This window comes from Curtobacterium sp. 9128, from assembly GCF_900086645.1.
Lineage (GTDB): Bacteria > Actinomycetota > Actinomycetes > Actinomycetales > Microbacteriaceae > Curtobacterium.
Window position 1 is genome coordinate 1,792,479 of record NZ_LT576451.1, and the last position, 25,945, is coordinate 1,818,423.

Below are 25,945 nucleotides of genomic sequence, written 5' to 3' on the forward strand. Positions count from 1 at the left end.
CACGCGCACGACGCCGAGCCGTGCACGAACGCGACGAATCCGCGTGGACCCTGTTGACTGATGTCGTGTGGCCCAATCACGAGCGAGTCATCCCGGAGGCATTCGTCGGCTCCGGAACCACCGTCGTGGCCGCACGCGCCCACTCGGTGGAGCCATCCGGGAACGGGTACCTGTACGGCTACGAGGTCGACACGGTCGACCGGAACGGCCAGCGCGGGACCGTCCTGACGTACGTGGACACCGGTGGGACGCACGACCAGAACAGCGCGCTCGTCACGGATCCGTCGACGGGTGAACCGGTCTCGGTGTGGGCGTACCCGAACGACCCCGGTCTCCCCGTCCTGCCGCAGGTGACCTACCGCGACGCCGTCGCCGAGCTCCTGACCACGCTCGGGATGCCGGTGACCAACCCGACCCTGACGGTGGCGGCCTACCGTCCGGGCAAGCGCGCCGTGGTCCGGGTCGACGCGCCGGAGGGCACGCTCTTCCTCAAGGTCGTCCGGCCGCACCGCGTCGCGCCGATCGTGAAGACCCACGAGCAGTTCGTGGCGGCGGGGCTCCCGGTGCCCCGCGTCCTCTCGAGTCGCGGTGACGGTCTGCTCGTGCTCGAGCGGATCCGCGGCGTGCCGGCGGGCAGCAGGATCCTCGACATCGCCGACGACCCGCGCTTCGTCGCGTCGCTCGCCGCGCTCACCGGACGCATCGCGACGGTGCCGATGACCCAGCAGGCCCGCGCCGACGCCATGGACCACGCGGACTGGCACCGGAGGACCCTGGTCTCGGCGCTGCCGCAGGACGCGCTGCAGATCGACGAGCTCTACGACGCGATCGGCCGCCGTTCGATCGGGTGGAACAACTCCGACAAGCAGGTCGTGCACGGCGACCTGCACCTCGAGCAGGTCTTCGTGGACGACGCCGAACCGTGGCGGATCTCCGGACTGCTCGACATCGACACGGCGGGATGGGGCTACCCCGTCCGCGACATCGGCGCCGTGGTGGCGCACCTCGTCGTCACCGGGCTCTGGCACCGCTCCCGCGGCGACGCCGACCGCGGTGCCGCCGCTGAACGGCTCGCCGACGCGATCGCGCGTGACTGGGCAACCCGCAACCCCGCCGGGGCCGAGCGGCTGGGACCGGCCATCGGTGCCCAGCTGCTGGCACACGCCGGAGGGCAGGCGACCACGGGCTCCGCGAACGGCATCGCCACCGCGGAACAGCTGCTGGCGGCGACACGTGCCGCGCTCGCGGAACCGGCCCCGGTCCTCCCGGCCGAGCCCACGGCCCGCCCGCGGTCCGCACCGCGCGTCTGAGACGCGCGTTTCGACCCATCGCGCCCGGAGTAGGAGGTCGAATCGCGCGTCGGCAGCCGGAAAGAACCGCCACCGACGCGCGATTCGGCCACCGACGCGCGTTCCGTCCCACGGTGGGCTGGGCGGGGCGGACGGGAGGCACGACTCGCGCGGGGTGCGCCGACTCGCCTCCGTCGGTGGTCCGGGAGTAAACTGAACGCGCACGCACCGCGTGCCCGCGCGTCGGGTCGATTCCGGACACGACGAGTCGGTCACTTGACCGACGTGGGCACCGGATCCGCGACCGCCCTGGGACGACCCAGTCCTGCAGCGTCGCGTGCGTGCGACGGCGCCGGATCTCCGCGCAGACCGTCCCATCGACGAGGACTCCCACCCGGGTGTCCTCGACGGGAACGGTCGCACACACGTCGCGGGGATCGGCGGGCCACGGTGGCCCGTTGCCGGCATCGGTGCGACGGACGCACCGAGGAGACTTCCGCCCGCACGGGCGGCTCGCCCCGGTCTCGGGGTGGAACAGGAGGAGCCTTGGCTCGATCAGGCACGCGGCGTGCAGCCGGTGGGACGCGGACCGCGTCGCGCCGGACCCGGCCGCTCGACAACGACGGTGTCATCCCGGTGCTCGCCCGCGCCGTGCGCGAGGTCGAGGCGGCCGCGCAGCGCGGACCGTTGAAGACGTCGAACCGCACGAAGTTCCAGGCGGTCGCGCTGCTCATGCGCGAGGAACGCGCCCGGGTGAAGGCGGACACGACCCTCACCGACGCGCAGCGCGCCGAGCAGATGAAGCGGCTCGACGGTGTCGCGCAGATCCTCGCGAAGACCGCAGCGCGGGACACCAGCGTGATCCAGCTGCTCGCCGAAGAGGCATCGGTGTCGGAAGCGACGCGCACCGTGAAGCGGGACATGATGATCGCCGGTGGCGTCGAGATGCAGCCGGAGGACCTCGTCATCGCGGCGGAGCCCGCCCCGGTCGCGGTCGCGCAGGAACGCGCCGTCGTCCCGCAGGCGGTCGTGCAGCGCCAGCTCGCGAACCCGTTCCTGCCGCCGGACTTCGCCCTCGCGGACCAGCCCGTCGCGCACCCGCGTCGTCTGGCGAACTGGGAGCTGTTCGGCCCGCTGTTCAAGTCGTTCGAGTACGGCGCAGGCGGGGGAGCGGCGACGATGCCGCTCCCAGAGCCGCCGACGCAGCACTCCGCGTCGGGCACCACGCTCATGAAGCACCAGGCCGAGCTCATCGCCGCAGCCGCCGACGGGCACCGCACGTTCCTGCTCGCCGACGAGCCGGGTCTCGGCAAGACGGCGCAGTCGCTCCTCGCAGCCGAGGCCGCGAACGCGTTCCCGCTCCTCGTCGTGGTGCCGAACGTCGTCAAGACCAACTGGGCCCGCGAAGCCGAACGCTGGGTGCCGAACCGCCGCGCCACGGTGATCCACGGTGACGGCGACGACCTCGACGGGTTCGCGGACATCGTCATCGTGAACTACGAGATCCTCGACCGGCACGTCGGCTGGCTCGGCGCCTTCGGGTTCAAGGGCATGGTCGTCGACGAGGCGCACTTCATCAAGAACAAGGACTCGCAGCGGTCGAAGTTCGTGCTGCAGCTCGCCGAGAAGATCCGCTCCAGGACCTTGTCGCCGCTGCTCATGGCCCTGACGGGGACGCCGCTCATCAACTCCGTCGAGGACTTCCGCACCATCTGGGAGTACCTCGGCTGGATCGACGACAAGAAGCCCCGCGCGAAGCTCATGAACGAGCTCGAAGAGATCGGGCTCACCCCGGCCGACCCCGGCTTCTTCAGCGAGGCCCGTCGCGCCGTGATCGACATGGGCATCGTCCGACGCCGCAAGGTCGACGTGGCGGCGGACATCCCCGCCCGGCGCATCGCGGACATCCCGGTCGAGCTCGACGGCGAAGAGGGTCGATCGATCCGCGACGCCGAGCGCGAGCTCACCGCGAAGCTCGTCCGCCGGTACCACCAGGCGCTCGACGCCCGCACCGGTCAGGACCCGGTCGTCGGCATCGACCACAAGCTCGTGCGGCAGGTCGCCCGCTGGGAGCTCGAGGACCAGGACGCCTCGTCGACCGGCGAGAACGTGTTCTCGATGGTCCGGCGGATCGGCCGCGCGAAGGCGCAGCTGGCGGCGGACTACGCGGCGCAGCTGGCGTCGAACGTCGGCAAGGTCGTGTTCTTCGCGAAGCACCTCGACGTCATGGACCAGGCCGAGGAGGTCTTCGCACGCCGGGGCCTGCGGACCGCCACCGTCCGCGGCGACCAGACGCCGGCCCAGCGCACGGCGGAGATCGACTCGTTCGTGAACGACCCCGACGTCGCCGTGATCGTCTGCTCGCTCACCGCGGCGGGCGTGGGGCTCAACCTGCAGGTCGCGTCGAACGTCGTCCTCGCCGAGCTCTCGTGGACCTCTGCCGAACAGACCCAGGCGATCGACCGCGTGCACCGCATCGGGCAAGAGGAACCGGTCACCGCGTGGCGCATCATCGCGGCGCAGACCATCGACACCAAGATCGCTGACCTCATCGACAGCAAGGCGGGGCTGGCAGCGCGCGCGCTCGACGGCTCCGACGAAGAGGTCGTCGACTCCGGCGACATCCAGCTCGACGCGATGGCAGCGCTGCTGACCGAGGCGCTCGGCGGCTAGGGCGTGGCTCCCGCTCAGATGCGGGACTGCACCTCGGCCAGGGAGGGGTTCGTCGCGGTGCTGCCGTCGGGGAACACCAGCGTCGGCACGGTCTGATTGCCGCCGTTCACCTCGGCGACGAGCTCGGCGGTGCCAGGGGTGGCCTCGATGTCGACCTCGCGGAACGGCACACCGGCCTTCGACATCTGGTTCTTCAGCCGTGCGCAGTAACCGCACCAGGTCGTGGTGAACATGGTGACCGCGCCGGCTTCGGGCACGAACGCGTCGCGGGTGATCGTCTCGCTCATGTCCACAGGCTAACCCGCGTGGTCCTCCGCACCCTGGACGGGCTGGTAGACAAGAGCGTGTGACGGACACGCACCTCGAGATCGAGCGCACGTACGACCTTCCAGACGGAGCCGAGCTCCCCGACCTCATCGGGGCAGGAGGGATCCTGCAGGTCGACCACCAGGACCCGTTCGAACTCGACGCCACGTACTGGGACACCGAGCGCTACGACCTCGTCGCCTCCCGCGTGACGGTCCGCCGTCGCACCGGGGGACCCGATGCCGGCTGGCACATCAAGCGCGCCGAGTCCGACACGGTCCGACACGAGCAGCACTTCCCCCTCACCGACGACGCCGACACCGTTCCCGAAGCCGTCCTCGCCGCGCTCTTCACCGAGCGCCGGGGCCGCGGACTGCACCCCGTCGTGCGCATCACCACCACCCGGACCGTCACCCGCCTCCTCGACGAGGACGGTGACCAGGTCGCCGAACTCGCTGACGACCGCGTCAGCGCCCAGCGCCTCGACGCGGACGCCCCCGCGGACCCGCGCACCTGGCGCGAGGTCGAGGTGGAGACCGTCGAGGGCGTCGACCCGCAGATCGCCCACGAGTTCCTCGGGTCGCTCGACGGCCGCTTCGCCGCCGTCGGAGCCGGCCCTGCCGCCGTCGCGTCCAAGCTGGCACGTGGGCTGGCAGGTGCACCGGCACCGCGCCTCCAGTCCGCGGAGAAGCCCGAGAAGGGCACGACCGCACGGATCCTCACCAAGCGACTCCGCAAGCTGCGTTCCGCACTGCTCAGCCAGGAGGCCCGGCTCCGCTCCGGCGACACGGCCGACCTCCGCCACGCCGCCGGGACGGCACTCGAGATCGCCGCGATCCTGGAGACGTACCGGTCGGCGTTCGCGTCGGGCGACGCGGGTGACCGTGCCGCCTCGGCGGCCGACGGCCTGGCGAACGTCACGGCGCGTGCGGCGCTCGCGGAGTACCTCATCGACCGGCTGCCCAGGGCGTCGACGCCGGCGCAGGACGACCTCGTCGACGCGATGACGCGCGAGCGGATCCTCGCGTCGACGCGGGAGCGGCGCGACCACGCGGTGCGCGACGTCGTGGCGTTCCTGCACGGTGAGCCGTTCCTCGAGCTCCTCGACGCCCTCGACGACGCCGTGGAGCGTCCGGCGCCGACGCCGTGGGCGCTCCGCTCCCCGAAGCACGTCGCGCAGGACGTCACCGCCGTCGTGAAGCCCGAGGTCCGGGAGCTCGTGCGCGCGGCGGTCGCCGACGACGAGTCCGAGACCGCCGCCGAGCGTGAAGCAGCCGACCGTGCGACGACCGAGCGGGCGTGGCAGGGCACGATGCGCGCCCGGATGGCGATGGACGTGCTCGGGGACGACGCGTTCCCGCACGCACTCTGGAAGCGCATCGGCACCGCAGCGGACGTCCTCACCGAGCGCGTGCGGTCACTGCACGCACTCGACGCGCTGCGCACGAACGCCGGCATCGCCGAGCGCGGTGGCGAGGGGACGTTCGGGTACGGCGTGCTCGCGGGGGACCGGGTCCGCCTGGCCGAGGAGTCCTACGACGAGGCGGTGCACGCGCTCAACCGCGTGTGAGCGCGTGCGCCGCCGGTGTCGCTCCGGGCGACGGTGCGGTGCGGTGCGGTGCGGTGCGGTCGGCTGACGCGCGCTCTGCGGGATCGAGTGCGCAGCAATGCCGTCCTGGGGCACCCCGGTGCCGCCGTTTCTGCGCACTCGGCCGCTCGCCGTGCTGCGACCGACCGACCGGCGGGCGGACGGGCCCCCTGCGGGATCGAGTGCGCAGCAATGCCGTCCTGCGGCGCCTGCGCGTCGCCGTTTCTGCGCACTCGGTCGCTCACTGTGCTGCGACCAACCGGCGGACAGGCCCTCGGCGCGATCGAGTGCGCAGCAATGCCGTCCTGGGGCGCCCGCGCGTCGCCGTTTCTGCGCACTCGTTCGCTGGCCGTGCTACGACCGACCGGCGGCAGGTCGACCGACCGGACGTCAGGACGCGATCGGTGCTGCGGTCGCTGCCGCGGGCGAGACCTCGGCGAGACCGAGCGTGTCGAGGAGCCAAGCGAGCTCGAACGCTCGCTCCTTCCAGGACGCGTACCGCCCGCTCACCCCGCCGTGGCCCGCCGCCATCTCGGTCTTGAGGAGCACCGGAGCACCGACCTCCCGCAGCTTGGCCGTCCACTTCGCCGGCTCGACGTAGAGCACCCGGGTGTCGTTGATCGACGTCACCGCGAGGATCGCCGGGTACTGCACGTCGTCGCGGACGTTCTCGTACGGGGTGTACTCGCTCATGTAGCGGTAGACCTCGGCATCGTGCAGCGGGTCGCCCCACTCGTCCCACTCGATGACGGTGAGCGGCAGGTCGGGGTCGAGGATGCTCGTCAGGGCGTCGACGAACGGCACCGCGGCGAGGATGCCGGCGAAGCGATCGGGGGCGATGTTCGCGACGGCGCCCATCAGGAGTCCGCCCGCGCTGCCGCCCTCGGCGACGAGCTGTCCCGCCGTGGTGCGACCGGTCTCGATGAGGTGGTCGGCGACCGCGACGAAGTCGGTGAAGGTGTTCTTCTTCGTGAGGGTCTTGCCGTTCTCGTACCAGTGGCGTCCCATCTCGCCGCCACCGCGCACGTGCGCCACCGCGAACACGACGCCCCGGTCGAGCATCGACAGCCGCATCACGCTGAACCCGGGGTCGATGGAGTGCTCGTACGAGCCGTACCCGTAGAGGTGCAGCGGGCTCGGCGTCCCAGCGTCGACGGCGTCACGACGCCACACGAGGGAGATCGGCACGCGCGTGCCATCGGGAGCCGTTGCCCAGTCGCGCTCCTGCACGTAGTCGGCGGGGTCGTAGCCGCCGAGGACCGGCTGGCGCTTCAGCACCGTCACCTGCCCGGTCGCGAGGTCCAGGTCGCTCACCTCTGACGGGGTGACGAACGACGTGAACCCGATGCGGAGCGTCGGTTGGTCCCACTCCGGGTTGCCGCCGAGGCCGGCGGAGAAGAGCGCCTCGTCGAAGGGGACCTCGTGCGCATCGCCGAACCCGTCGCCCTCGATCGGGATGATCGCGACACGGGGCAGCGCTTCGGCACGGTACTCGAGCGCGAGGTGCCCGGCGAAGGCGTCGACGGACTCGATGCGGCGTTCCGCATGGTGCGCCACGACGACACGGCGGTCGGTCTCGGAGGTGGGGTCGTCGGCGGGGACGTCCACGAGCTCGAAGTTCTCAGCGCCGTCGTTGTGCAGGACGAGGAGCCGGTCGCTGCCGCCGACGATGGCGTGCTCGATCTCGTACTCCACGCCGTCCCGACGCGGCCACACCACGTGGAAGTCGCCAGTCGGGTCGGCAGCGTCGAGGATCCAGGCTTCCGAGGTGATCTTCGACCCGAGCTCGATCACGATGTACTGCGAGGACCGGGTGACCCCGACGCCCACCCAGTACCGGTCGTCGGGCTCTTCGAAGACGACGACGTCGTCCGTCGCGGCGGTGCCGACGGTGTGGCGCCAGATCCGGTCGGGACGCCAGGAATCGTCCACCGTGGGGTAGAAGACGTAGCGGCCGGACGGGTCGAACGTCGCACCGGACCCGGTGTTCTCGACGACGTCGTCGAGGTCCTGCCCGGTCGTCAGGTCCCGCACGTGCAGGGTGTAGCGCTCGTCGCCCTCGACGTCGACGCCGTACACCAGCCGGGTGCCGTCGTCGGAGATGTCGTACGAGCCGAGCGAGAAGAAGTCGTGGCCGTCGGCGAGGACGTTTCCGTCGAGGACGACCTCTTCCCCGGGGAGGGCATCGGCGCCACCGTCGAGTGACGGCGGCGTCCAGTCGTCCGGATCGCTGATCGGCGCCCGGCACTGCACGCCGTACTGGCTGCCCTCACTGGTGCGGGTGAAGTACCACCACCCGCCCGTGCGCACCGGCACCGAAAGGTCGGTCTCCTGCACACGGCCCTTGACCTCGCCGAAGATGCGGTCGCGCAGCGGGGCCAGGTGGTCCGTCGCGGCCGCGGTGTAGGCGTTCTCGGCTTCGAGGTACGCGACGGTGTCCGGGGACTCCTTGTCACGCAGCCACTCGTAGTCGTCGACGAAGTCGATGCCGTGGTGCGACCGGGTGACCGGGCGCTTGTCGGCGGTGGGCGGGGTGGTCGCTCCGTGCTCGCTGCTCACCGCACCAGCCTAGGCCGCAGCGACGTCGAGACGCCTGCGCAGGTGGTCCATGTCGACGGTGGATCGAACGCGCTCGGCGAACGCGTCGACCTCCGTCGCGACGTCCCGCACGAGCCAGGCCCGTCGGCGGCGGCGGGACGTCACGGACCGGATGATGCCGGCCCGCTCGAGATCGATCGCCAGGTCGTCCGGCGACCTGCCCGACTCCGCTGCGAGGGCGGTGAGGTCGTCCTCGGTCATGACGGGGTCGTGGAACAGCGCGCCGACGTCCCACGGCAGACGTCGTGCCGCATCCGCAGCGTGCTCGTCGAGCACCAGCGCCGTGAGTGCCGCTTCGTCGCAGGCGGTCCCGATCGCGATCGCCAGGTCGGCGACGAAGTCGTGGACGGACCCGAACCGGTAGCGCACCAGGTGGTCGAAGTACCGGGAACGGTCGGCGACGAGCGCGGTCGCGATCGGCACGGTCGTGCTGCTGACACCCCGGCGTCGCAGGACCGCGCCGATCAGCGCCCGCCCGATGCGCCCGTTGCCGTCGGTGAACGGGTGGATCGACTCGAACTGGGCGTGGGCGATCGCGGCCTGGGCGACGGGGTGCAGGTCGTCGCGGGCGAGGAACACCAGGAGGTCCGCCATCGCCTCCGGGACCAGGTCCGGTGGTGGCGGGACGTACGTCGCGAGCCGCGGGCTGCTGCCACCGCCGATCCAGTTCTGGACGGTCCGGTACCGGCCGGCGTCGCGTCCGTCCAGGGGGTCGTCCCGCATCAGGTCGAGGTGCGCGGCACGGACGGAGTCCGCCGTGATCGTGCCGGACGCCGCGTCCGTGACGAGGCGGCCCGACGCCCTGGTCGCGGCCACCATCACGGTCGCGCTGTCGTTCGCACGGACACCGACGACGGCGCGGGCGTAGTCGTCGAGGCCGGCGTGCTCGTCCTCGATGCGGGAGGACGCCACTGCCTCGGTCCGGGCGAGGACACCGCCGAGTGCGCCGATCCGCGTGCCGTGCTCGCGATCGAGCCGTCGGAGCGCGGCGACCGCCCGGTCGAGCAGCGCGTCGTCGCCGGGTGCCGCACGGTACCGGGCGGTCGCGATGCGTGGTGGGATCCACGTGGTCACCGCGGTGCAGAGCCGGTCGGCGCGCGGTCCACGCACCCCGCTCCGCCACGGCCGCTCGGCTCGCTCGTGGCGCGGCCAGTCGGTGATCCGTGTCGTCGTGTCCTGGTGCACTGCGGTCTCCGTCCGTCCCGACGACGGTAGACACGGTCGGCCGGCGAGCGCCAGGAATCGGTATGTCGTACTTCGCCGGTCGTGTCGGCGGCGACGGCTACCGTGGACCGCATGACCAACTCCTTCGCCATCACCGGTGCCCACGTCGTCCCCGTCACGGCGGACGAGTTCGACGGGGGAGCGGTCGTCGTCGAGGACGGACGCATCACGGCACTCGGCCCCGACGTCACACCCCCGCCGGGGATGCCCGTCGTCGATGCTGCGGGTGCATGGCTCGTCCCGGGGTTCGTCGAGGCGCACGGCCACGTTGGCATCCACGAAGAGGCGAACGGCCCGGCCGGCAACGACACGAACGAGCTGACCGGTCCGAACATGGCAGCGGTCCGCGCGATCGACGCCGTCGACATCGACGACGAGGGCTTCCGCGACGCCCTGTCCGGCGGCATCACCTCGATCGTCGTCAAGCCCGGCTCCGGCAACCCGATCGGTGGTCAGTCCGTCGCCATCAAGACCTGGGGCGGCCGGACCATCGACGAACAGCTCATCTCCGACGCCGTGAGCGTGAAGAGCGCCCTCGGCGAGAACCCGAAGCGCGTGTACGGCGACAAGGGCCAGACCCCGTCCACCCGACTCGGGGTCGCCAAGGTGATCAGGGAGGCGTTCGTCGCGGCCCAGGACTACCGCGCCGCCCGTGACGCCGCCGCTGCGAAGGACGAGCCCTTCACGCGCGACCTCACCAAGGAGACCCTCGTCCGCGTGCTCGACGGCGAGCTCGCCTGGGACCAGCACACCCACCGCCACGACGACATCGCGACCGCCGTCCGACTCGCCGAGGAGTTCGGGTACCGGCTCGTCGTGAACCACGGCACCGAGGCGCACAAGATCGCCGACGTCCTCGCCGAGAAGGACATCCCGGTCATCTACGGCCCGCTCTTCACGAGCCGGTCCAAGGTCGAGCTCCGTGACCGGGGCATCCCGCACCTGGCCGCGCTCGCCGCGGCGGGCGTCCGGGTCGCGATCACGACCGACGCCCCCGTCGTGCCGATCAACATGCTCGTCACGCAGGCGACGATGGCCGTCCGGGACGGACTCCCACGCCAGACGGCACTCGAAGCGCTCACCACGAACCCGGCGACGTTCCTCGGTTTCGGTGACCGCGTCGGGCGGATCGAGCCCGGCTACGACGCCGACCTCGTGCTCTGGTCAGGCGACCCGCTCGATGCGACGAGCCGCGCGACGCGCGTCTGGATCGAGGGCCGACAGGTCTTCGAGTGGGCGGACGGCGTCGGCGTCACCACACCACGCTGGTAGCGCTCTGGACGGACGGGAGGCCCGGATCGCGACGTGCGCGCACGTCGCGATCCGAGCCTCCCGTCCGACCGCCGGCGGTGCGGCGTCAGGACTCGCGCGCCAGCAGGAAGTCGTTGATGCGGGTCGTGAGCTCGGCGTCCACGGGGACCTCATCGCCGTTCACCAGCCGGATCGGCGCCGCCTGCCGGACGCTCGACACGAGCCAGAGCGCATCGGCCGCGCGCAGGTCGTCCATGGTGACGAGTTCGTAGGCGGTCTCGATCCCGGCCTGCTCGGCGAAGCGGAACACGTCCGCCTGCGTCGTGCCGGCGAGGATCCCGATGTCCGTGCGCGGTGTGACGAGCCGACCACCCACGGACATGATCAGGTTCGCGCGCGTGCCCTCGAGCACGTAGCCGTCCGTCGACACGAACAGTGCGTCGTCGGCCCCGCGGCGGGCGGCTTCGCGGAGCGCCGCCATGTTCACCGCGTAGGACAGCGTCTTCGCGCCCTGCAGCAGCCACGGCGAGGTGCGCTCCACGTCGTGGCGGTACCCGCGGTCGAGCGTGACGACCGCGATGCCCTCGGTCCGGTCGGCGGTCGAGTCCGGCGACGCCGCGGCGTACACCCACCCGGTCGGACGCCCGGACCCCTCGACGCCGCGGGTGAGGACGGTCTTCGCGAACGCCTCGTGCACGGGGTCGAGCTCGGCGCACACGGCCTCGATCGCGCGGCGCCACGCGTCGAGGTCCGGAAGCGGCAGGTCCAGCATGCGGGCGGACCGCTCGAAGCGGGCGAGGTGCGGCTCGAGGGCCTGCGGGCGACCGTCGACGACAGTGATCGTCTCGAAGACGCCGTCGCCCCGGATGATGCCGAGGTCCTGCACCTGGAGGTGTTCCTCGAGCGGGGCCGCGAACGTGAAGGCGTCGGCGGACGGATCGTGCGGCGCGGCGTCGCGGGAGGGCTGGTTGAGGACGGCGAGCACGGTGTCGGTCATGCAGCCATCCAACCCCACGTCAGCGCTGCTCCGGTAGGGCGCCCATCAGCTTCCAGACCGCCTCGGTCAGTTCGGGGTGCTGCAGCGCGATGCGACGCAGGCGGTGGTACTCCTCACCGAGCTGGGTGCCGTGGCCGGACGCCGGGTGCATCGACCACTGCGCACTCCGCTGCCCGATCGCGGCGTCGAGTTCGAGGGCCTCTTCGCGGAGGATGAGCACGACCTGCTCGTCGACGGTGGGGAGCATCGGCATGAACTCCCACGGGTCGTCGCCCTGCCGCGAGCGGTGCTCGACGATCATCGAGATCTCTTCCGCCGCCTCGGCACGCAGCACTTCGAGGCTGCGCCCGAATCTCCGGTGCTCAGCCATGGTGCCCCCGCAGCACACCTGCCATGGAACGAGCGTACGCCAGATCATCGGCCACACTGGACACGTGACCGAGCGCGACGAGACGAAGAACCAGCACCCCCGCGTCGTCGTCGTGTACCTGCTCCGGGACGACGGTCCCGGGCCGTCGGTGCTGCTCGGCGAGAAGCGCCGCGGGCTCGGGAGCGGCCGCGTGGTCGGCCCTGGTGGCAAGCGCGAGCCGGGGGAGACGGCGGTCGAGACCGCCGTCCGCGAGGTCGCCGAGGAGGTCGGCTTGCGGCTCGACCCGGCCGACCTGGAGGCTCGTGGCACGTTGGACTACCGGTTCCCGTTCCGGCCGTCCTGGTCCCAGGTCTCCGACGTGTTCGTCTGTCGGGTCTGGTCCGGCACGCCGGTCGCCAGCGACGAGCTCGAACCGCGGTGGATCCCGCTCGACGACGTTCCCTACGACGCGATGTGGGACGACGCGAAGTACTGGCTCCCCGAGGTGCTGCGTGGTGGCACCGTCGCGGCACGGTTCACGTTCGCCGAGGACAACGCCACGGTCGCCGGGTTCACCGGGGTCGGTGTCGACGCGCCGAACGCCTAGCGCTGCGTGCGGGTGCTGCCGGTCCTGGCTTCCTCGGCCGCGGCCATCACGTCGGCGTCACCGCTGCGGCCGCCGAGCGGACGGACGAAGAAGTCGATGATCCCGAACACGATCGCGCCGACCATCGAGAACATCGCCCAGCCGACGAAGAGCCCTGCGGTGTTCCGGCCGTCCGCGGGGGCGAGGATGACGCTCGCTGCGTAGAACACCACGGTCAGCGCCAGGAAGACGACGACGAGCGTGATGAGGAGTCGGTGCCAGGCGCTACGGGTCATGATGCCTCAGGATACCGCTCAGCGCGCGGCGTGCCGGCTGTGCTGCCGCTCGCCCTCGTCGTCCCGGACCTGCTGTCGCACGACGGGGATGGTCCTGGTCGTCAGCGGCTCGTTCTCGAGACCGTCGCGGCCACCCGTGAAGACGTCCCCCGCGGCGCGTTCGTCCTCCCAGAACTCGTCGTCCCGGAGGACCTTGAGGGTCCCCGTCTCGGTCGAGGTCAGCCCGTGGCGCTCGAGCTCGACGTCGCGCTGCTTGCCGAGGAACTCGCGGTTGGCGGTCTGGGCGTCCATGAACATCGTCGTGCGCCCGGTGACGATCGCGCGGATGCGGCGGTGCTCCCACCACTTCTTGCCGAAGTACATGAGCACGAGACCGGCCGCTGCGTAGCAGCCCATCGTGATGAGCCCACGCGCCGGACCCGGGCCGACGCCGTAGATCTGGTGCTTGATCATGTCGACCATGCTCGAGCCGACCACGACGTGGTTGAGCCACGCGAAGGGCTCCGGCATGAACCACTTCGGGTAGGCGCCACCGGATGACGGCATCGACAGGAAGACGAAGCAGATCATCGCGGGGGCGGCGATGAACCGGCCGACGAAGTAGCTCAGGCCGTTCACGGCGAGGCCGATCGCCACGATCCAGCCCCACGCGATGAGCACGAGCTCGATCCAGTGGCCGTGGATGGCGCCGACGACGGGCCCGGCGAGCGTGTTCGTGATGAGCGAGATGACGAGCCCGCCGATGACGATGACGGCCATCCTGGTGCGGTGGCGCAGCGGGCCGCCCATGATGCCGATGAACATCGACACCATGTAGCCGCCGATGCACCACGCGAGCATGACGTACATCGCGACGGTGCCGTACTCGTCGTAGGCGGGGAGCGCGGCGAGCTCGGTGATCTTCGGCGTGGCCACCCCGGTCGCCGTCAGCACGGCCGACAGCGTCGCGGGGACGAGGCTCGCGACCTGGAACTGGTGCGCGCTCGCCTTGAAGAACTCGTTCGTCGCGGGGTCGTACGCCACGGCCATCGACCCGGCGATCACGTCCCGCTTGGCGGCGACGAGGGAGTCGTACGTGTGGAAGGCGTACTCGCCCGGCAGCGCCTTCTGCACCGCGGCGACGAAGCCGGGGTCGCTGCCGACGAGGGCGATCGGCACGTCGTGCGGGTGCGGTGCGTGGAACGCGAAGACGTAGCACAGGCAGAAGCCGACGATGAAGAACAGCGGCATCCAGAGCTGCAGGCCGATGAGCTGGAGCGACGGGTGCAGCGTGCCGTACCAGCGGCGGTACGCGCTGATCTTCTGCGGTGCCGGGACGGGCGCCTGACGACGCTGCTTCGGACGCGAGGACCCGGCGACCTTCGAACCCCGACGCGGCTTGGTGCCTCGGGCGGAGGGGCGGGTGGTCCGCTGCTTCGGAACGGACTTCTGCTGCGCCCCACCGGAACGGTCCGGGGTGTCGGTGTTCTTCGGGACGTCGTTCCGCGGCGTGCTCACTCGGCGCTGTGCTCCTGGTTCTCGTGTCGGGTCCGGCCAGGATACGCCGCACGGCTGACCGCGTCCCGGACAGAGCGGCCGCCTACGAGCGGCTGCGGGACGCCTGGGCCGAGTCCATCGCGAGCTCCTCCGCGTCGAGCGTCACGAGCACCCGGCGCATCACCTCTTCGTCGAGGTTGCCGCGCTCGCGTTCCTCGAGCACGATCTCGCGACGGCGGTCGAGCAGCTCGCGCCGGATGTCCTGGATCTGCGCGCCGCTGAGCCGGACCGGTGCGTTCCGTTCCTCGGACTCCTCTTCCTCGGCGTCGCGTCGGAAGGTCTCCGCCTGACGCTCGAGACGGGCCTTGAGCCGGGAGACGACGGCCTCCACCGCGTCGGTGCCGAACTGCGCGGACCACTCGGGCTTCCGGTCGTCCAGGAGCTGGATCGCCGCCTCGGTCGTGCGCTGGTTGAGCCGCATCTCGCTGCGGATGTCCTCCTCGCCCTCCGCCGGGTCCTGCACCTTGAGCCGTCGGATCACGAACGGCAGCGACAGCCCCTGCAACAGGAGTGTGCCGACCGTCACGAAGAACGCGATCACGAAGATGGTGTCCTGTGCCTTGATGTCGACCGGGTTCGCGACGACGGAGACCGCGGCGGCGAGCGTGACCACGCCGCGCATGCCGGTCCACGAGATGACGGTGAGCTCACGCCAGTTCAGCTTCGGCTCGGCGGAACCGCGCAACCACCGCAACGAGGGATGGCCGCGGGACAGCCGGATCCGCAGCGGTCGCAGCCATCGGCCGTTGAAGCGGTTGCGGACGTAGGACTCGAAGACGAAGAGGGGCCTGACGACGATCACGACGGCGAGGACCACGGCGGCCGCGGTGATCGTCTGCCCGAGACTCCGCTCGCTCTTGATGAGGTCCTGCACGACGGTGTTGAGCTGCAGGCCGATGAGCGCGAAGACGAAGCCCTCGAGGATGACGTCGATGCTCGTCCAGAGGGGGCGTTCCTGCAGGCGGGTGGCGTAGCCCTCCTTCGGCGAGTTGTACCCGATGTACAGGCCGGCGGTGACGACCGCGATGACGCCGGACCCGGAGAGGTCCTCGGCCAGGATGTACGCGACGAACGGCAGCAGGATGCTCATGATCGTCTCGACCACCGGGTCGTTGATGCGCTGCCGGATCCAGTGCACGAGCACGCCGAGGACCCCACCGACGGCGAGTCCCACGCCGATGGCGAGCCCGAAGATGCCGAGGTCCTGCCAGATGGTGAGCGACGTCCCCGCGGCGATGAGGGTGAACACCCGCACCAGGGTCAGCGACGCCGCGTCGTTGATGAGGCTCTCGCCGGACAGCACCGTCATGACGCGACGGGGGAGTCCGAGCTTCCGGCCGATCGCCGCCGCGGACACCGCGTCCGGCGGCGCCACGATCGCCCCGAGCAGGATCGCCGCCGGCCAGTCCATGTCCGGGATGATGATGTACGCGGCCAGGCCGACGGCGAGGGCGGTGACGATGACCAGGAAGATGCCGAGACGACGGATCTGCTTGATCGACGTCCGGAAGCTCTGCCACGAGACGTCGAGCGCCGCCGAGTAGAGCAGCGGCGGCAGGATCAGCGTGAGGATGACCTCGGAGTCGATCTCGATCGGGGGCAGCCCCGGCAGGAACGACGCCGCGAGCGCCACCGCTGTGACGAGGAGCGGAGCGGGGAGCCCCTTCGCCCGTGCGAAGCCGGTCACCGCGAGCGATCCGACCAGCAGGATGAGGAGCTCGACGGTGTCCATGGACCCATTCTTCCATCGGAATGCTTCCGAACCTGAACGAGTTTGCAGTCGACATGAACGGCCGGTGACCGATCGGGGTTTGCTCGGAACGCTCCGGACTGGGACACTTGCCCGCGGTGGACATCACACTCATAGTCGTCCTGGTCATCGCGTTGGCCCTCTTCTTCGACTTCACAAACGGTTTTCACGACACCGCCAACGCGATGGCGACACCGATCGCCACCGGGGCCATGAAGCCCAAGGTGGCGGTCACGGTCGCCGCGGTGCTCAACCTCGTCGGTGCGTTCCTGAGCACCGCCGTCGCCACGTCGATCTCGCACGGCCTCATCAACGAGGGTCCCGGCGGCGTCGCGATCTCGCCGGAGATGATCTTCGCCGGGCTCATCGGCGCGGTGGTCTGGAACATGATCACGTGGCTGCGCGGCCTGCCGTCGTCGTCCTCGCACGCGCTGTTCGGCGGGCTCATCGGCGCCGCGATCGTCGGCGCCGGGTTCCAGTCCGTCAACTACCTCGCGCTGATGACCGTCGTGATCATCCCCGCGTTCCTGTCGCCGGTGATCGCTGCGCTGGTCTCGTACCTGTCGACGCGCATCGCCTACCGGATCACCCGACGACCGGTCTTCCCGAACGAGCGCGGCGGCTTCCGGATCGGGCAGATCTTCACCTCGTCGATGGTGTCGCTCGCGCACGGGACGAACGACGCGCAGAAGACCATGGGTGTCATCACACTCACGCTCATCGCGTCCGGCGCGCAGTCGTCGAACAGCGGCGTGCAGCTCTGGGTCGTCGTCGCCTGTGCCCTCGCAATCGCCCTCGGGACCTACACCGGCGGCTGGCGGATCATCCGCACGCTCGGCTCCGGCATCACGGAGATCCGCGCGACGCAGGGCTTCGCAGCAGAGGCCTCGACCGCTGCCACGATCCTCGCCTCCAGCCACCTCGGCTTCGCGCTGTCGACGACGCAGGTGTCCTCCGGCTCGATCATCGGTGCCGGGCTCGGTCGCCGCGGCTCGAAGATCCAGTGGTCCACGGCCGGCAAGATCGTGATCGCCTGGTTCATCACGCTGCCCGCGTCGGCAGCGGTCGGCGCGGTCGCGTCCGGGATCGCCCGGTTCGGCGTCGTCGGGCTCGTCATCGACGCGCTGGTCGGTGCCGCGGTCATCCTCGGCCTGTACCTGTGGTCGCTCCGGAAGCCGCACGGCTCCGCCTCCGCGATCGAGGTCGACGTCGCCGCCAACGCCGTCTTCACCCGCAAGGAGCTCCGCGACCTGCAGCGCAAGAAGCGCGCGGAGAACGTGGCCGCTCGTCGCGAGGAACTGAGCCGCGAGCGCACGCTCCGCCGCATGGCCGCACGCAAGGGAGGGCGTCGCTGATGGGTATCGACTGGTTTGCCTTCCTGACGGTGGCGCTCGTCGCCGTCGTGTCCTCCTGCTTCGTCGTCGCCGTGTACTCGGTCGGCCTCCGCTTCTGGAGCGCCGCCGACACCCGCGAGGGCAAGTTCACCGTGAAGGACGACGGGACGATCGGCCCAGCGACCGCAGGGTTCCCGAACCCGCAGGGCGCCACCGCCGCCGTGCGCGGGTTGCGCGCGGCGGCCATCGCCTGTTTCGTCGTCTGCGGCGCCGTGGTGCTCTACGGCATCTACCTGATCGTCCCGCAGTTCCACTGACCGATCGCGTCCATCGGTGGGTCGCGCCCACTGACCGGTCGCGCTCACTGACGGACGGGAGGCTCGTGGCGGCGCCGCCACGAGCCTCCCGTCCGCCGTCTGGTCGCCGCGCGCCCACCGGACCGGCTGGACGGGACGGACTACCCTCGTGACGTGATCCACGACGAGGAGGCGCACGTGAGCGTTGGTACCCGCACCGAGACCGATTCCCTGGGGTCGAGGGAGGTGCCGGCCGATGCGTACTGGGGTGTCAACACGCTGCGGGCGCTGGAGAACTTCCCGATCACGAGCGTGCCCATCGCGGTGTACCCGGACCTCATCGAGGCGCTCGCGACGGTGAAGCAGGCCGCGGCCCGTGCGAACAAGGCGATCGGCGTGCTCGACGACGAGCGTGCCGACGCGATCGACCGTGCCGCGCAGGAGGTCCGCGACGGCGCCCTCCGCGACCAGTTCGTCGTCGACGTCGTGCAGGGCGGTGCCGGCACGTCGACGAACATGAACACGAACGAGGTGCTCGCGAACCGGGCGCTCGAACTCCTGGGGCGCGAGAAGGGCGACTACGCCTACCTGCACCCGATCGACCACGTGAACCGCAGCCAGTCGACGAACGACACGTACCCGACGAGCGTGAAGATCGCGATGATCTTCGGCGTGCGACGGCTCGTCGAGCAGCTCGAGCAGCTCTCCGAGGCCTTCGCCGAACGCGGAGCGGCGTTCGCGGACGTGCTCAAGGTCGGACGGACGCAGCTGCAGGACGCGGTGCCGATGACCCTGGGCCAGGAGTTCACCGGCTTCTCGCACACCATCCAGGAGGACGTGCTCCTGCTCCGCCGGGTCACGCCGTTGCTCGCGGAGATGAACCTCGGCGCGACCGCGATCGGCACGGGGATCACCGCCGACCCGCTGTACCGCGACGAGGTGCGCCGCCAGCTGCAGGAAGCGAGCGGCATCGACGTGGTGACCGCCCCGGACCTCATCGAGGCGACGAGCGACGCCGGTGCCTTCATGACGCTCTCCGGCACGGTCAAGCGGAGCGCGATCAAGCTCTCGAAGATCTGCAACGACCTGCGGCTGCTGGCGTCGGGACCGCAGGCCGGGTTCGGGGAGATCACGCTGCCGGCTCGACAGGCGGGGTCGTCGATCATGCCGGGCAAGGTGAACCCCGTGATCCCCGAGGTCGTCAACCAGATCGCGTTCGCGGTCGCCGGTGCGGACGCCACCGTGACGATGGCCGCGGAGGGCGGGCAGCTGCAGCTCAACGCCTTCGAGCCGATCATCGCGCACTCGATCATGCAGTCGCTGCAGTGGATGACCCGCGGGTGCGCGACGCTCCGCGAGCACTGCGTCACGGGCATCGAGGCGAACGAGGCGAAGCTCGCGGCCCAGGTGGACACGAACGTCGGCGTCGTCACGGCGCTGACGCCGTACATCGGCTACGCGGCGGCGGCGTCGATCGCGCACACCGCGCTGACCACGTCGACGCCGATCTCCACCCTCGTCGTCGCGGCGGGGCTCATGGAGCCGGACCAGGTGCAGCGTGTCCTCAGCCCGGCGCGGCTGTCGGGCATCGAACTCGCCACCGGCGCGATCCCGGTCATCACTGAGGCCATGCTCGACGCGGAGGCGGCCCGGAAGCAGTAGCGGTCAGGACAGGGGGAGCGGCGGCTCGCCGACCCTGACCTGGTCGGAGACCGTGCGGAGGCGCTCCTGCTCCTCGTCGTGCGGTTCGGCCTGGGGGAGGCGTGCCGCCGCGGTCCTGACCTCGTGCGCCGCTGCGACGTCGGCGTCACGCCAGCGAGCGAGTGTGAAGTTGCGCGTGACGTCGCGGAGCGGGAGCCGGATGGCCTCGTCGGCCTCGATCCCGGCGAGGAGCTGCCGCATCCGGATCACCTCGGAGTCGAGCTCGCCGCCGACGACGAGCACGAAGTTCGAGATGTACAGGTAGACGAGCAGCAGGATCGCGCCGCCGAGCCAGCCGTACGCCCGGTTGCCGCCGCCGACGGTCTCGACGTAGAGGGAGAACCCGAACGTGGCGATCGCCCACGCCACGATGGCGAACGCGGCACCGGCGGACACCCACCGCAGCTGCGGCGTCTTCACGTTCGGCGTCGCGTAGTAGAGCACGGCGACCATCACGACGAGGTCCACCGCCAGGATCGGCCACTTCACGACGTTCCAGAGGTCGTCGATCCACGTCGCCCAGCCCAGCTGGTGGACGATCGCGGCCGAGATGGTCGGGGTCCCGAGCAGGATGACGATGGCGATCGCGCCGCCGCCCATGACGAGCAGCGTGACGAGGAGCATCATGCTGCGGAACTTCCAGATCCGGCGGCCCTCCTCGACCTCGTACGCGGTGTTCATGGCGCGGCCGAACGCGGTCGCGTACCCGGACAGCGACCACAGCGTCAGCACGACGCCGGTCGAGAACCCCAGCCACGGGTTGTCGAGGGTCAGGAGCTGGCGCAGTGGCTGTTCGAGGTGCTCGGCGGTCTCCGGCCGCACGATGAAGCCGATGATCTCGATGATGTCCGCCAGGCTGTCCCCGGCCCGGTCCACGATCGCGAGCGCCGACACCACGGTGAGCGTCGTCGGGAACACGGTCAGCAGGGCGAAGAACGTCAGGGAGGCTGCTGCGTCGACGACACGGTGCCGGATCACCGAGTGGTAGGTGCGGCGCACGACGGCGCGGACCCCGGTCCGCTGGAGCTCGCGCGCAGTCGGGTCCGGCATGTGGACGAATCTACCCGTCCGCGAAAGCGACACCGTCCCGGAACTGCCGGACGGTTGTTCCGCGAAAGCGACACTCTGCTGCGGAACTTCCGTCGCAGACTGTCGCTTTCGCGGGGCCCGGGCGGAGGCCGGGCGAGACGCGCGGGTCAGTTGGCGTGGGGGTGCAGGGCGTCGTAGCGGCGGAACGACGGGACGAGGCGCAGGAGCAGCGCGACAAGACCGATGATCGCGACGCCGCCGAGGATCGGCGGGACGGCGATGCCCGCGGCGACGACCAGACCGGCGTACAGGTCGCCGAGCCGAGGGCCGCCGGTGACGACGACGATGAAGATGCCCTGCAGCCGTCCACGCATGCCGTCGGGCGACGCGGACTGCAGGATCGTGTTCCGGAACACCGAGCTGACGTTGTCCGCGCCGCCGGCCAGGGCGAGGAAGAGCGCGGCGAACCCGAGCGCCGGCAGGATCCCGGTGCTGAACGCGTCGCCGGCACGACCTCCGAGCACGTGCGCGAGGGCGACGACCACGCCGAACGCGGCGATCGCGGCGCCGTAGGCCGTGATCGCCCACCCGACGGCCTCGCCCTGACGGCGGACGTGGCCGAGCGGGCCGGAGAACACGCTCGAGAGCAGCGCACCGACGGCGTAGGCGGCGGTGAGCGTCCCGACCGTGACGGCGCCGCCGCCGATCACCAGGGCGCCGATCGCAGGGAAGAGCACGCGGGGCTGCCCGAAGGTCATCGCGACGATGTCGAGGACGAACGTCATCGTGATGTTGCGGGACTTCCGGAGGAACCTGGCGCCCTCGACGAGGGATCCGAGCCCGGGCTTCAGGGCACCGTGGTCGGCGGCCATCCTCGGCAGCGTGAACACGCCGGCGAACGCGAACGTGAACAGCACGACGTCGATCGTGTAGGTCGGCGCGAACCCGACCGACGCGATGAGGACACCGGCGATCGCGGGGCCCACCGTGACCTGGAAGCCCGAGGCGATGCCACCGAGGGCGCTCGCCGCCGGGAGCAGGTCGGTACCGACGAGCCTCGGCACGATCGCGGAGCGGGAGGCGTTGCTGACGGTCGCCGCGACGGCGTTCACGGTCGCGAGGACGTAGAGCAGCGCGACGCTGTGCAGACCGAGCCACGAGTGCGTCGCGATGAGGGCGACCGCGGCCCAGGCCACGATGCTCGACACCAGTGCCACGGTGCGCCGGTCGAACGCGTCGGCGAGCATCCCGCCGTAGAGGCCCGCGACGATCATGGGCAGGAGCGCGATCACGCCGACGAGTGCGACGGCGAAGGTCGAGTGCGTGATGTCGTACACCTCGAGGCCGACGGCGACGGTCGTCATCTGCGTCCCGATGCCGGCGATCGCGGTGCCCGCCCAGAGTCGGGCGAACGCGGGGGACCGGCGGAGCGGGGTGAGGTCGGCGAAGACGCGGCGGCGCGGCGGTGCTGGGGTCGGTTGTGTCACGGTGGAACCATTCTGGGGGCTGTCCGCCGTCTCTGGTTGACTTGCGGCATGACTGACCTGAACAGCAAGCCCGAGTTCGACGCCCCCGAGGGCCCGGCCCCCACCGACCTCGTCATCACCGACATCGTCGAGGGCACCGGGGACGAAGCGTCCGCCGGCTCGACCGTGAAGGTGCACTACGCCGGCGTCGAGTACGAGTCCGGCGAGGAGTTCGACAGCTCGTGGAACCGCGGCGAGCCGATCGACTTCCCGCTCGCGGCGCTCGTCCGCGGCTGGCAGGAGGGCATCCCCGGCATGAAGGTCGGCGGGCGTCGCAAGCTCGTCGTCCCGCCGGAGCTCGCCTACGGGCCGGCCGGCGGCGGACACTTCCTGTCCGGCAAGACCCTGATCTTCGTGATCGATCTGCTCGGGGTGCGCTGATGGCGGCGGCCGTCCCACTCGCCCCGACGGTCGAGCTCAACGACGGGCACCAGATGCCCGTGCTGGGCCTCGGCACGTACTCGCTCGACGGCGACGAGGGTGCTGCCGCGATCGGCACCGGCATCGCGAGCGGGTACCGCCTGCTCGACACCGCGCTGAACTACGGCAACGAAGACGCCGTCGGTCGTGCGGTGCGCGAGTCGGACGTCCCTCGCGACGAGCTCTTCGTCACGTCGAAGCTCCCCGGTCGCCACCACGGCTGGGACGAAGCGCACAAGTCGATCGACGAGACTCTGGGGAACCTCGGCCTCGAGTACGTCGACCTCTACCTGATCCACTGGCCGAATCCGTCCGTGGACAAGTTCGTGGACACGTGGAAGGCGTTCGTCGACCTCCGCGACAGCGGCAAGGTCCGCTCGATCGGCGTCTCGAACTTCACGCCCGCGCACCTCGCACGCATCATCGACGCGACCGGGGTCGCCCCCGCGGTGAACCAGGTCGAGCTGCACCCGTACTTCCCCCAGGCGGACCTGCGAGCGGTGCACGCCGACCTCGGGATCGTCACCGAGAGCTGGAGCCCGCTCGCCAAGCGGTCCGAGCTCCTCACCGAGGAACCGATCACCGCTGCGGCTGCCGCACACGGGGTCACCCCCGGGCAGGTCGTGCTGCGCTGGCACACCCAGCTCGGCGCGATCCCGGTGCCGAAGTCCGGCGATGCCGACCGGCAGCGCGAGAACCTCGACGTGTTCGGGTTCACGCTCTCCGACGACGAGGTCTCGGCGATCTCCGGTCTCGAGCGTGGCCGGCTCTGGGACGGCGACCCGGACACCCACGAAGAGATGTAGCGCTGACGCGCTGATGGACGGGAGGCGCGGTGCCAGCTGGCACCGCGCCTCCCGTGCGTCCCGTGGGACTACACTGGATACCCCTGTCCCGAAGGGTGGCGTGTGTCCGAACCGACCGAGATCGACCGTGAGCGTACGTACGTCGACGGGCTCTTCGCCCGACTCGACGAACTGACCGCCGAGGCCGGACAACGCCTCACCGAGACCCGCCGTCAGGCGGTCGGTGGGAACCACCAGAGCCGCAGCGAGCGTGACGCGTTCGCCAAGCTCTACGAGGACACCATCCAGACGCTCGAGCGCGTCGGGGACCGGCTCGTCTTCGGTCGGCTCGAGGTCGCCGATCCCCCCGCTGGCGAGGACGCCTTCCGGTACATCGGCCGCGTGGGGCTCCGCGACCGGGACCACCGCCCGCTCCTGCTCGACTGGCGCGTCCCCGGTGCCAGCGCCTTCTACCAGGCCACTGCCGCGCACCCGATGGGCATGCGTGCCCGTCGGCACCTCTCGCTCGAGGGCCGATCGGTCGTCGGCGTCGAGGACGAGGTCTTCGACGCCACGCTCTACGACGACGAGCGCACGCACCTGCAGGGCGAGGGTGCACTGCTCGCCGCGGTCACCGCCGAGCGCACCGGCCGGATGACCGACATCGTCGCGACCATCCAGGGCGAGCAGGACCGCATCATCCGCTCACCGCTCGAGGGCGTCCTCATCGTGCAGGGCGGACCCGGCACGGGCAAGACCGCCGTCGCGCTGCACCGCGCCGCGTACCTGCTGTACTCCTACCGCGAGCGGCTCCGGGGCTCCGGCGTGCTCGTCGTCGGGCCGTCCCCGGCGTTCCTGACCTACATCGAGCAGGTGCTGCCGTCCCTCGGCGAGACCGGCGTCGTGATGGCCTCGCTCGGGTCGCTCTACCCCGGTGTGCACGCGACGACCCACGACCGCCGGGACACCGCCGCGGTGAAGGGCTCGGCGGAGATCGCCGACCTGCTCCGTCGCGCGGTCCGCTCGCGGCAGGTCGTGCCCGCGGAATCGGTGACCCTCGACGTCGAGGGTGAACGGCTCGTCGTCCCGCCGCAGCTCGTCGCGGACGCGATGCGCCGCGCCCAGGACCGTGGGAAGCCCCACAACGTCGCCAGGGTCACGTTCAACAAGATCGCGCTCGACGCCATGACGAAGCTCCTGGCCGACCAGCTCCGCGAGCGCGGTACCACCGTCGACGACGCGGACATCAAGGTCCTGCGCGAGGACATCCGCTCGTCGTACGACGCCCGCGTGCTGCTCAACACCGCGTGGCTGCCGCTGCCGGCGGAGAAGCTGCTCGAGGACCTGTACGCCCGGCCGAACTGGCTCGCGTCGCTCACCCCGAACTGGACTCCCCAGCGCCGTGCCCTGCTGGCGCGCGAGCGCGGGGCGACGTTCACAGTCGAGGACGTCCCGCTCCTCGACGAGGCCGCCGAGCTCCTCGGCACGTTCGACCCGACGGGCGGTGCCGCGAAGCGCCAGGCGAAGGCGAGTCGCAACCGGGACATCGAGAACGCCAGGCAGGCCATCGAGAACATGGGCGTCGAGGGCATCGTCACCGCCGAGCAGGTCGCCGGCGCCTTCGCCGAGGGCGGCGACCCCCGGAGCACCGCGGAACGCGCGGCCGAGGACCGGGAGTGGACGTACGGCCACATCGTCGTCGACGAGGCGCAGGAGCTCTCCCCGATGCAGTGGCGCGTGCTCGCGCGCCGCAACCCGCTCCGCTCGTTCACGATCGTCGGCGACATGGCGCAGGGGTCCTCGCCGGGAGCCGCCCGCACCTGGGACGACGTCATCGGCGCGCTCGCCCGACGCCGTCGTGGTCGTGCCCCGCAGGTGCCCCTCGACCACCGTGTCGAGGAACTCACTGTCAACTACCGCACGCCGCGGTCCATCGTCGAGGCAGCGGGTGCGTTCGCCGCGTCCGCCGGGCTCACGGTCACCGCGAACCAGGCGGTCCGGGACGGCGACCCCGTCGTGCGGCTCCGAGCGTCCCGCGCCGAGGTCCTCGACACCATCGCCACGACGGTGGCGTCCGAGCGCGAGCACATCGGCTCGGGGACGATGGGCGTGATCGTGCCGGACGCCCAGGTCGACGTCGTGCGACAGCGTCTGGCGCAGGGCGACCTCGACGTCCGGAGCCTCGGGTCACCGCGTTCGGGATCGGTCACGGTGCTCACCGGTGCGGACGCCAAGGGGTTGGAGTTCGACGGCGTGCTGCTCGTGGACCCGGACGGCGTCGGGGACGACGCGGCCCGTGCGGCCGCCGCGGTCTACGTCGCGATGACGCGTCCGACGCGTCGCCTGACGGTCGTCGACGTCGCCTGACCAGTCCGGGCGCAGGCGTCCCTGGTCGTTCGCCGATTGCGCCC

21 protein-coding genes are annotated in these 25,945 nt (G+C 70.9%); 11 read left to right on the top strand and 10 right to left on the bottom strand.

The genetic code is table 11. The annotated features are described in order from the left end of the window. Positions 1–65: 65 nt before the first annotated feature. Entirely contained in the window at positions 66–1,310 is a 1,245-nt protein-coding gene (locus tag QK288_RS08675) for an aminoglycoside phosphotransferase family protein (RefSeq protein ID WP_281267400.1), read from the top strand. A gap of 525 nt (positions 1,311–1,835) precedes the next feature. Continuing rightward, positions 1,836–3,962: an SNF2-related protein gene (locus tag QK288_RS08680; protein ID WP_281267401.1), complete on the top strand. Its 2,127-nt coding sequence runs from the start codon at positions 1,836–1,838 to the stop codon at positions 3,960–3,962. A gap of 14 nt (positions 3,963–3,976) precedes the next feature. On the opposite strand, the gene QK288_RS08685 is transcribed toward QK288_RS08680, so the two are convergent. After that, on the bottom strand, positions 3,977–4,249 hold the full coding sequence (locus tag QK288_RS08685) for a mycoredoxin (RefSeq protein ID WP_123653932.1): 273 nt from the start codon (positions 4,247–4,249) through the stop codon (positions 3,977–3,979). A gap of 59 nt (positions 4,250–4,308) precedes the next feature. Between QK288_RS08685 and QK288_RS08690 the strand changes: the two genes are divergently transcribed. Next, a complete protein-coding gene (locus QK288_RS08690) occupies positions 4,309–5,838 on the top strand; it encodes a CYTH domain-containing protein (protein ID WP_281267402.1) in 1,530 nt (509 codons plus the stop codon). A gap of 408 nt (positions 5,839–6,246) precedes the next feature. On the opposite strand, the gene QK288_RS08695 is transcribed toward QK288_RS08690, so the two are convergent. Both QK288_RS08695 and QK288_RS08700 read right to left on the bottom strand, forming a co-directional pair. Continuing rightward, on the bottom strand, positions 6,247–8,415 hold the full coding sequence (locus QK288_RS08695) for a S9 family peptidase (RefSeq protein ID WP_281267403.1): 2,169 nt from the start codon (positions 8,413–8,415) through the stop codon (positions 6,247–6,249). Positions 8,416–8,424: 9 nt separating this feature from the next. Next, positions 8,425–9,639 carry a Fic family protein gene (locus QK288_RS08700; RefSeq protein WP_281267404.1) on the bottom strand — a complete coding sequence of 405 codons (1,215 nt, stop codon included), beginning with the start codon at positions 9,637–9,639 and terminating at the stop codon, positions 8,425–8,427. Positions 9,640–9,750: 111 nt separating this feature from the next. Here QK288_RS08700 and QK288_RS08705 point away from each other — a divergent pair, with 111 nt between their 5' ends. Further along, on the top strand, positions 9,751–10,950 hold the full coding sequence (locus QK288_RS08705) for an amidohydrolase (RefSeq protein WP_281267405.1): 1,200 nt from the start codon (positions 9,751–9,753) through the stop codon (positions 10,948–10,950). Positions 10,951–11,035: 85 nt separating this feature from the next. Here QK288_RS08705 and QK288_RS08710 read toward each other — a convergent pair whose 3' ends face one another. Both QK288_RS08710 and QK288_RS08715 read right to left on the bottom strand, forming a co-directional pair. Then, a complete protein-coding gene (locus QK288_RS08710) occupies positions 11,036–11,926 on the bottom strand; it encodes an aminodeoxychorismate lyase (RefSeq protein WP_281267406.1) in 891 nt (296 codons plus the stop codon). Between the two features lie 19 nt (positions 11,927–11,945). After that, entirely contained in the window at positions 11,946–12,296 is a 351-nt protein-coding gene (locus QK288_RS08715) for a tryptophan synthase subunit alpha (protein WP_281267407.1), read from the bottom strand. A gap of 64 nt (positions 12,297–12,360) precedes the next feature. Between QK288_RS08715 and QK288_RS08720 the strand changes: the two genes are divergently transcribed. Further along, positions 12,361–12,882, top strand: a complete 522-nt coding sequence (locus tag QK288_RS08720; protein WP_281267408.1) for an 8-oxo-dGTP diphosphatase — start codon at positions 12,361–12,363, stop codon at positions 12,880–12,882. Here QK288_RS08720 and QK288_RS08725 read toward each other — a convergent pair. From QK288_RS08725 to QK288_RS08735, 3 genes are all read right to left on the bottom strand, one after another. Further along, positions 12,879–13,157, bottom strand: coding sequence for a hypothetical protein (locus QK288_RS08725; RefSeq protein WP_281267409.1), 279 nt, complete (start codon positions 13,155–13,157; stop codon positions 12,879–12,881). The two genes, QK288_RS08720 and QK288_RS08725, sit on opposite strands and share 4 nt — an antisense overlap. Positions 13,158–13,175: 18 nt before the next feature. Further along, entirely contained in the window at positions 13,176–14,654 is a 1,479-nt protein-coding gene (locus QK288_RS08730; protein ID WP_281267410.1) for an ABC transporter permease, read from the bottom strand. Between the two features lie 82 nt (positions 14,655–14,736). Then, positions 14,737–16,425: a sodium:proton antiporter gene (locus QK288_RS08735; protein ID WP_281267411.1), complete on the bottom strand. Its 1,689-nt coding sequence runs from the start codon at positions 16,423–16,425 to the stop codon at positions 14,737–14,739. Between the two features lie 116 nt (positions 16,426–16,541). On the opposite strand from QK288_RS08735, the gene QK288_RS08740 reads away from it, so the two are divergent. From QK288_RS08740 to QK288_RS08750, 3 genes are all read left to right on the top strand, one after another. Continuing rightward, the gene (locus tag QK288_RS08740) at positions 16,542–17,798 is read left to right on the top strand and encodes an inorganic phosphate transporter (protein ID WP_281267412.1); all 1,257 of its coding nucleotides are present in this window, start codon (positions 16,542–16,544) and stop codon (positions 17,796–17,798) included. Then, complete coding sequence (locus QK288_RS08745; RefSeq protein ID WP_281267413.1) at positions 17,798–18,094, top strand: hypothetical protein; 297 nt, start codon at positions 17,798–17,800, stop codon at positions 18,092–18,094. The genes QK288_RS08740 and QK288_RS08745 overlap by 1 nt, the downstream gene beginning before the upstream one ends. Before the next feature lie 153 nt (positions 18,095–18,247). Then, complete coding sequence (locus tag QK288_RS08750) at positions 18,248–19,735, top strand: aspartate ammonia-lyase (protein ID WP_281267414.1); 1,488 nt, start codon at positions 18,248–18,250, stop codon at positions 19,733–19,735. A 3-nt stretch (positions 19,736–19,738) separates the two neighbouring features. Here QK288_RS08750 and QK288_RS08755 read toward each other — a convergent pair whose 3' ends face one another. Both QK288_RS08755 and QK288_RS08760 read right to left on the bottom strand, forming a co-directional pair. Then, positions 19,739–20,824, bottom strand: coding sequence for a YihY/virulence factor BrkB family protein (locus tag QK288_RS08755; protein WP_281267415.1), 1,086 nt, complete (start codon positions 20,822–20,824; stop codon positions 19,739–19,741). Between the two features lie 146 nt (positions 20,825–20,970). Then, positions 20,971–22,290, bottom strand: coding sequence for an MFS transporter (locus QK288_RS08760; protein WP_281267416.1), 1,320 nt, complete (start codon positions 22,288–22,290; stop codon positions 20,971–20,973). Positions 22,291–22,338: 48 nt separating this feature from the next. Between QK288_RS08760 and QK288_RS08765 the strand changes: the two genes are divergently transcribed. The 3 genes from QK288_RS08765 to QK288_RS08775 all read left to right on the top strand — a co-directional run bounded on the left by QK288_RS08765 (position 22,339) and on the right by QK288_RS08775 (position 25,901). Then, positions 22,339–22,710 (top strand): FKBP-type peptidyl-prolyl cis-trans isomerase, encoded by a 372-nt coding sequence (locus QK288_RS08765; protein WP_281267417.1) that lies wholly within the window; start codon positions 22,339–22,341, stop codon positions 22,708–22,710. Then, entirely contained in the window at positions 22,710–23,555 is an 846-nt protein-coding gene (locus QK288_RS08770) for an aldo/keto reductase (RefSeq protein WP_281267418.1), read from the top strand. The genes QK288_RS08765 and QK288_RS08770 overlap by 1 nt, the downstream gene beginning before the upstream one ends. A 102-nt stretch (positions 23,556–23,657) precedes the next feature. Then, entirely contained in the window at positions 23,658–25,901 is a 2,244-nt protein-coding gene (locus QK288_RS08775) for an ATP-binding domain-containing protein (protein WP_281267419.1), read from the top strand. The last annotated feature ends 44 nt before the right edge of the window (positions 25,902–25,945 follow it).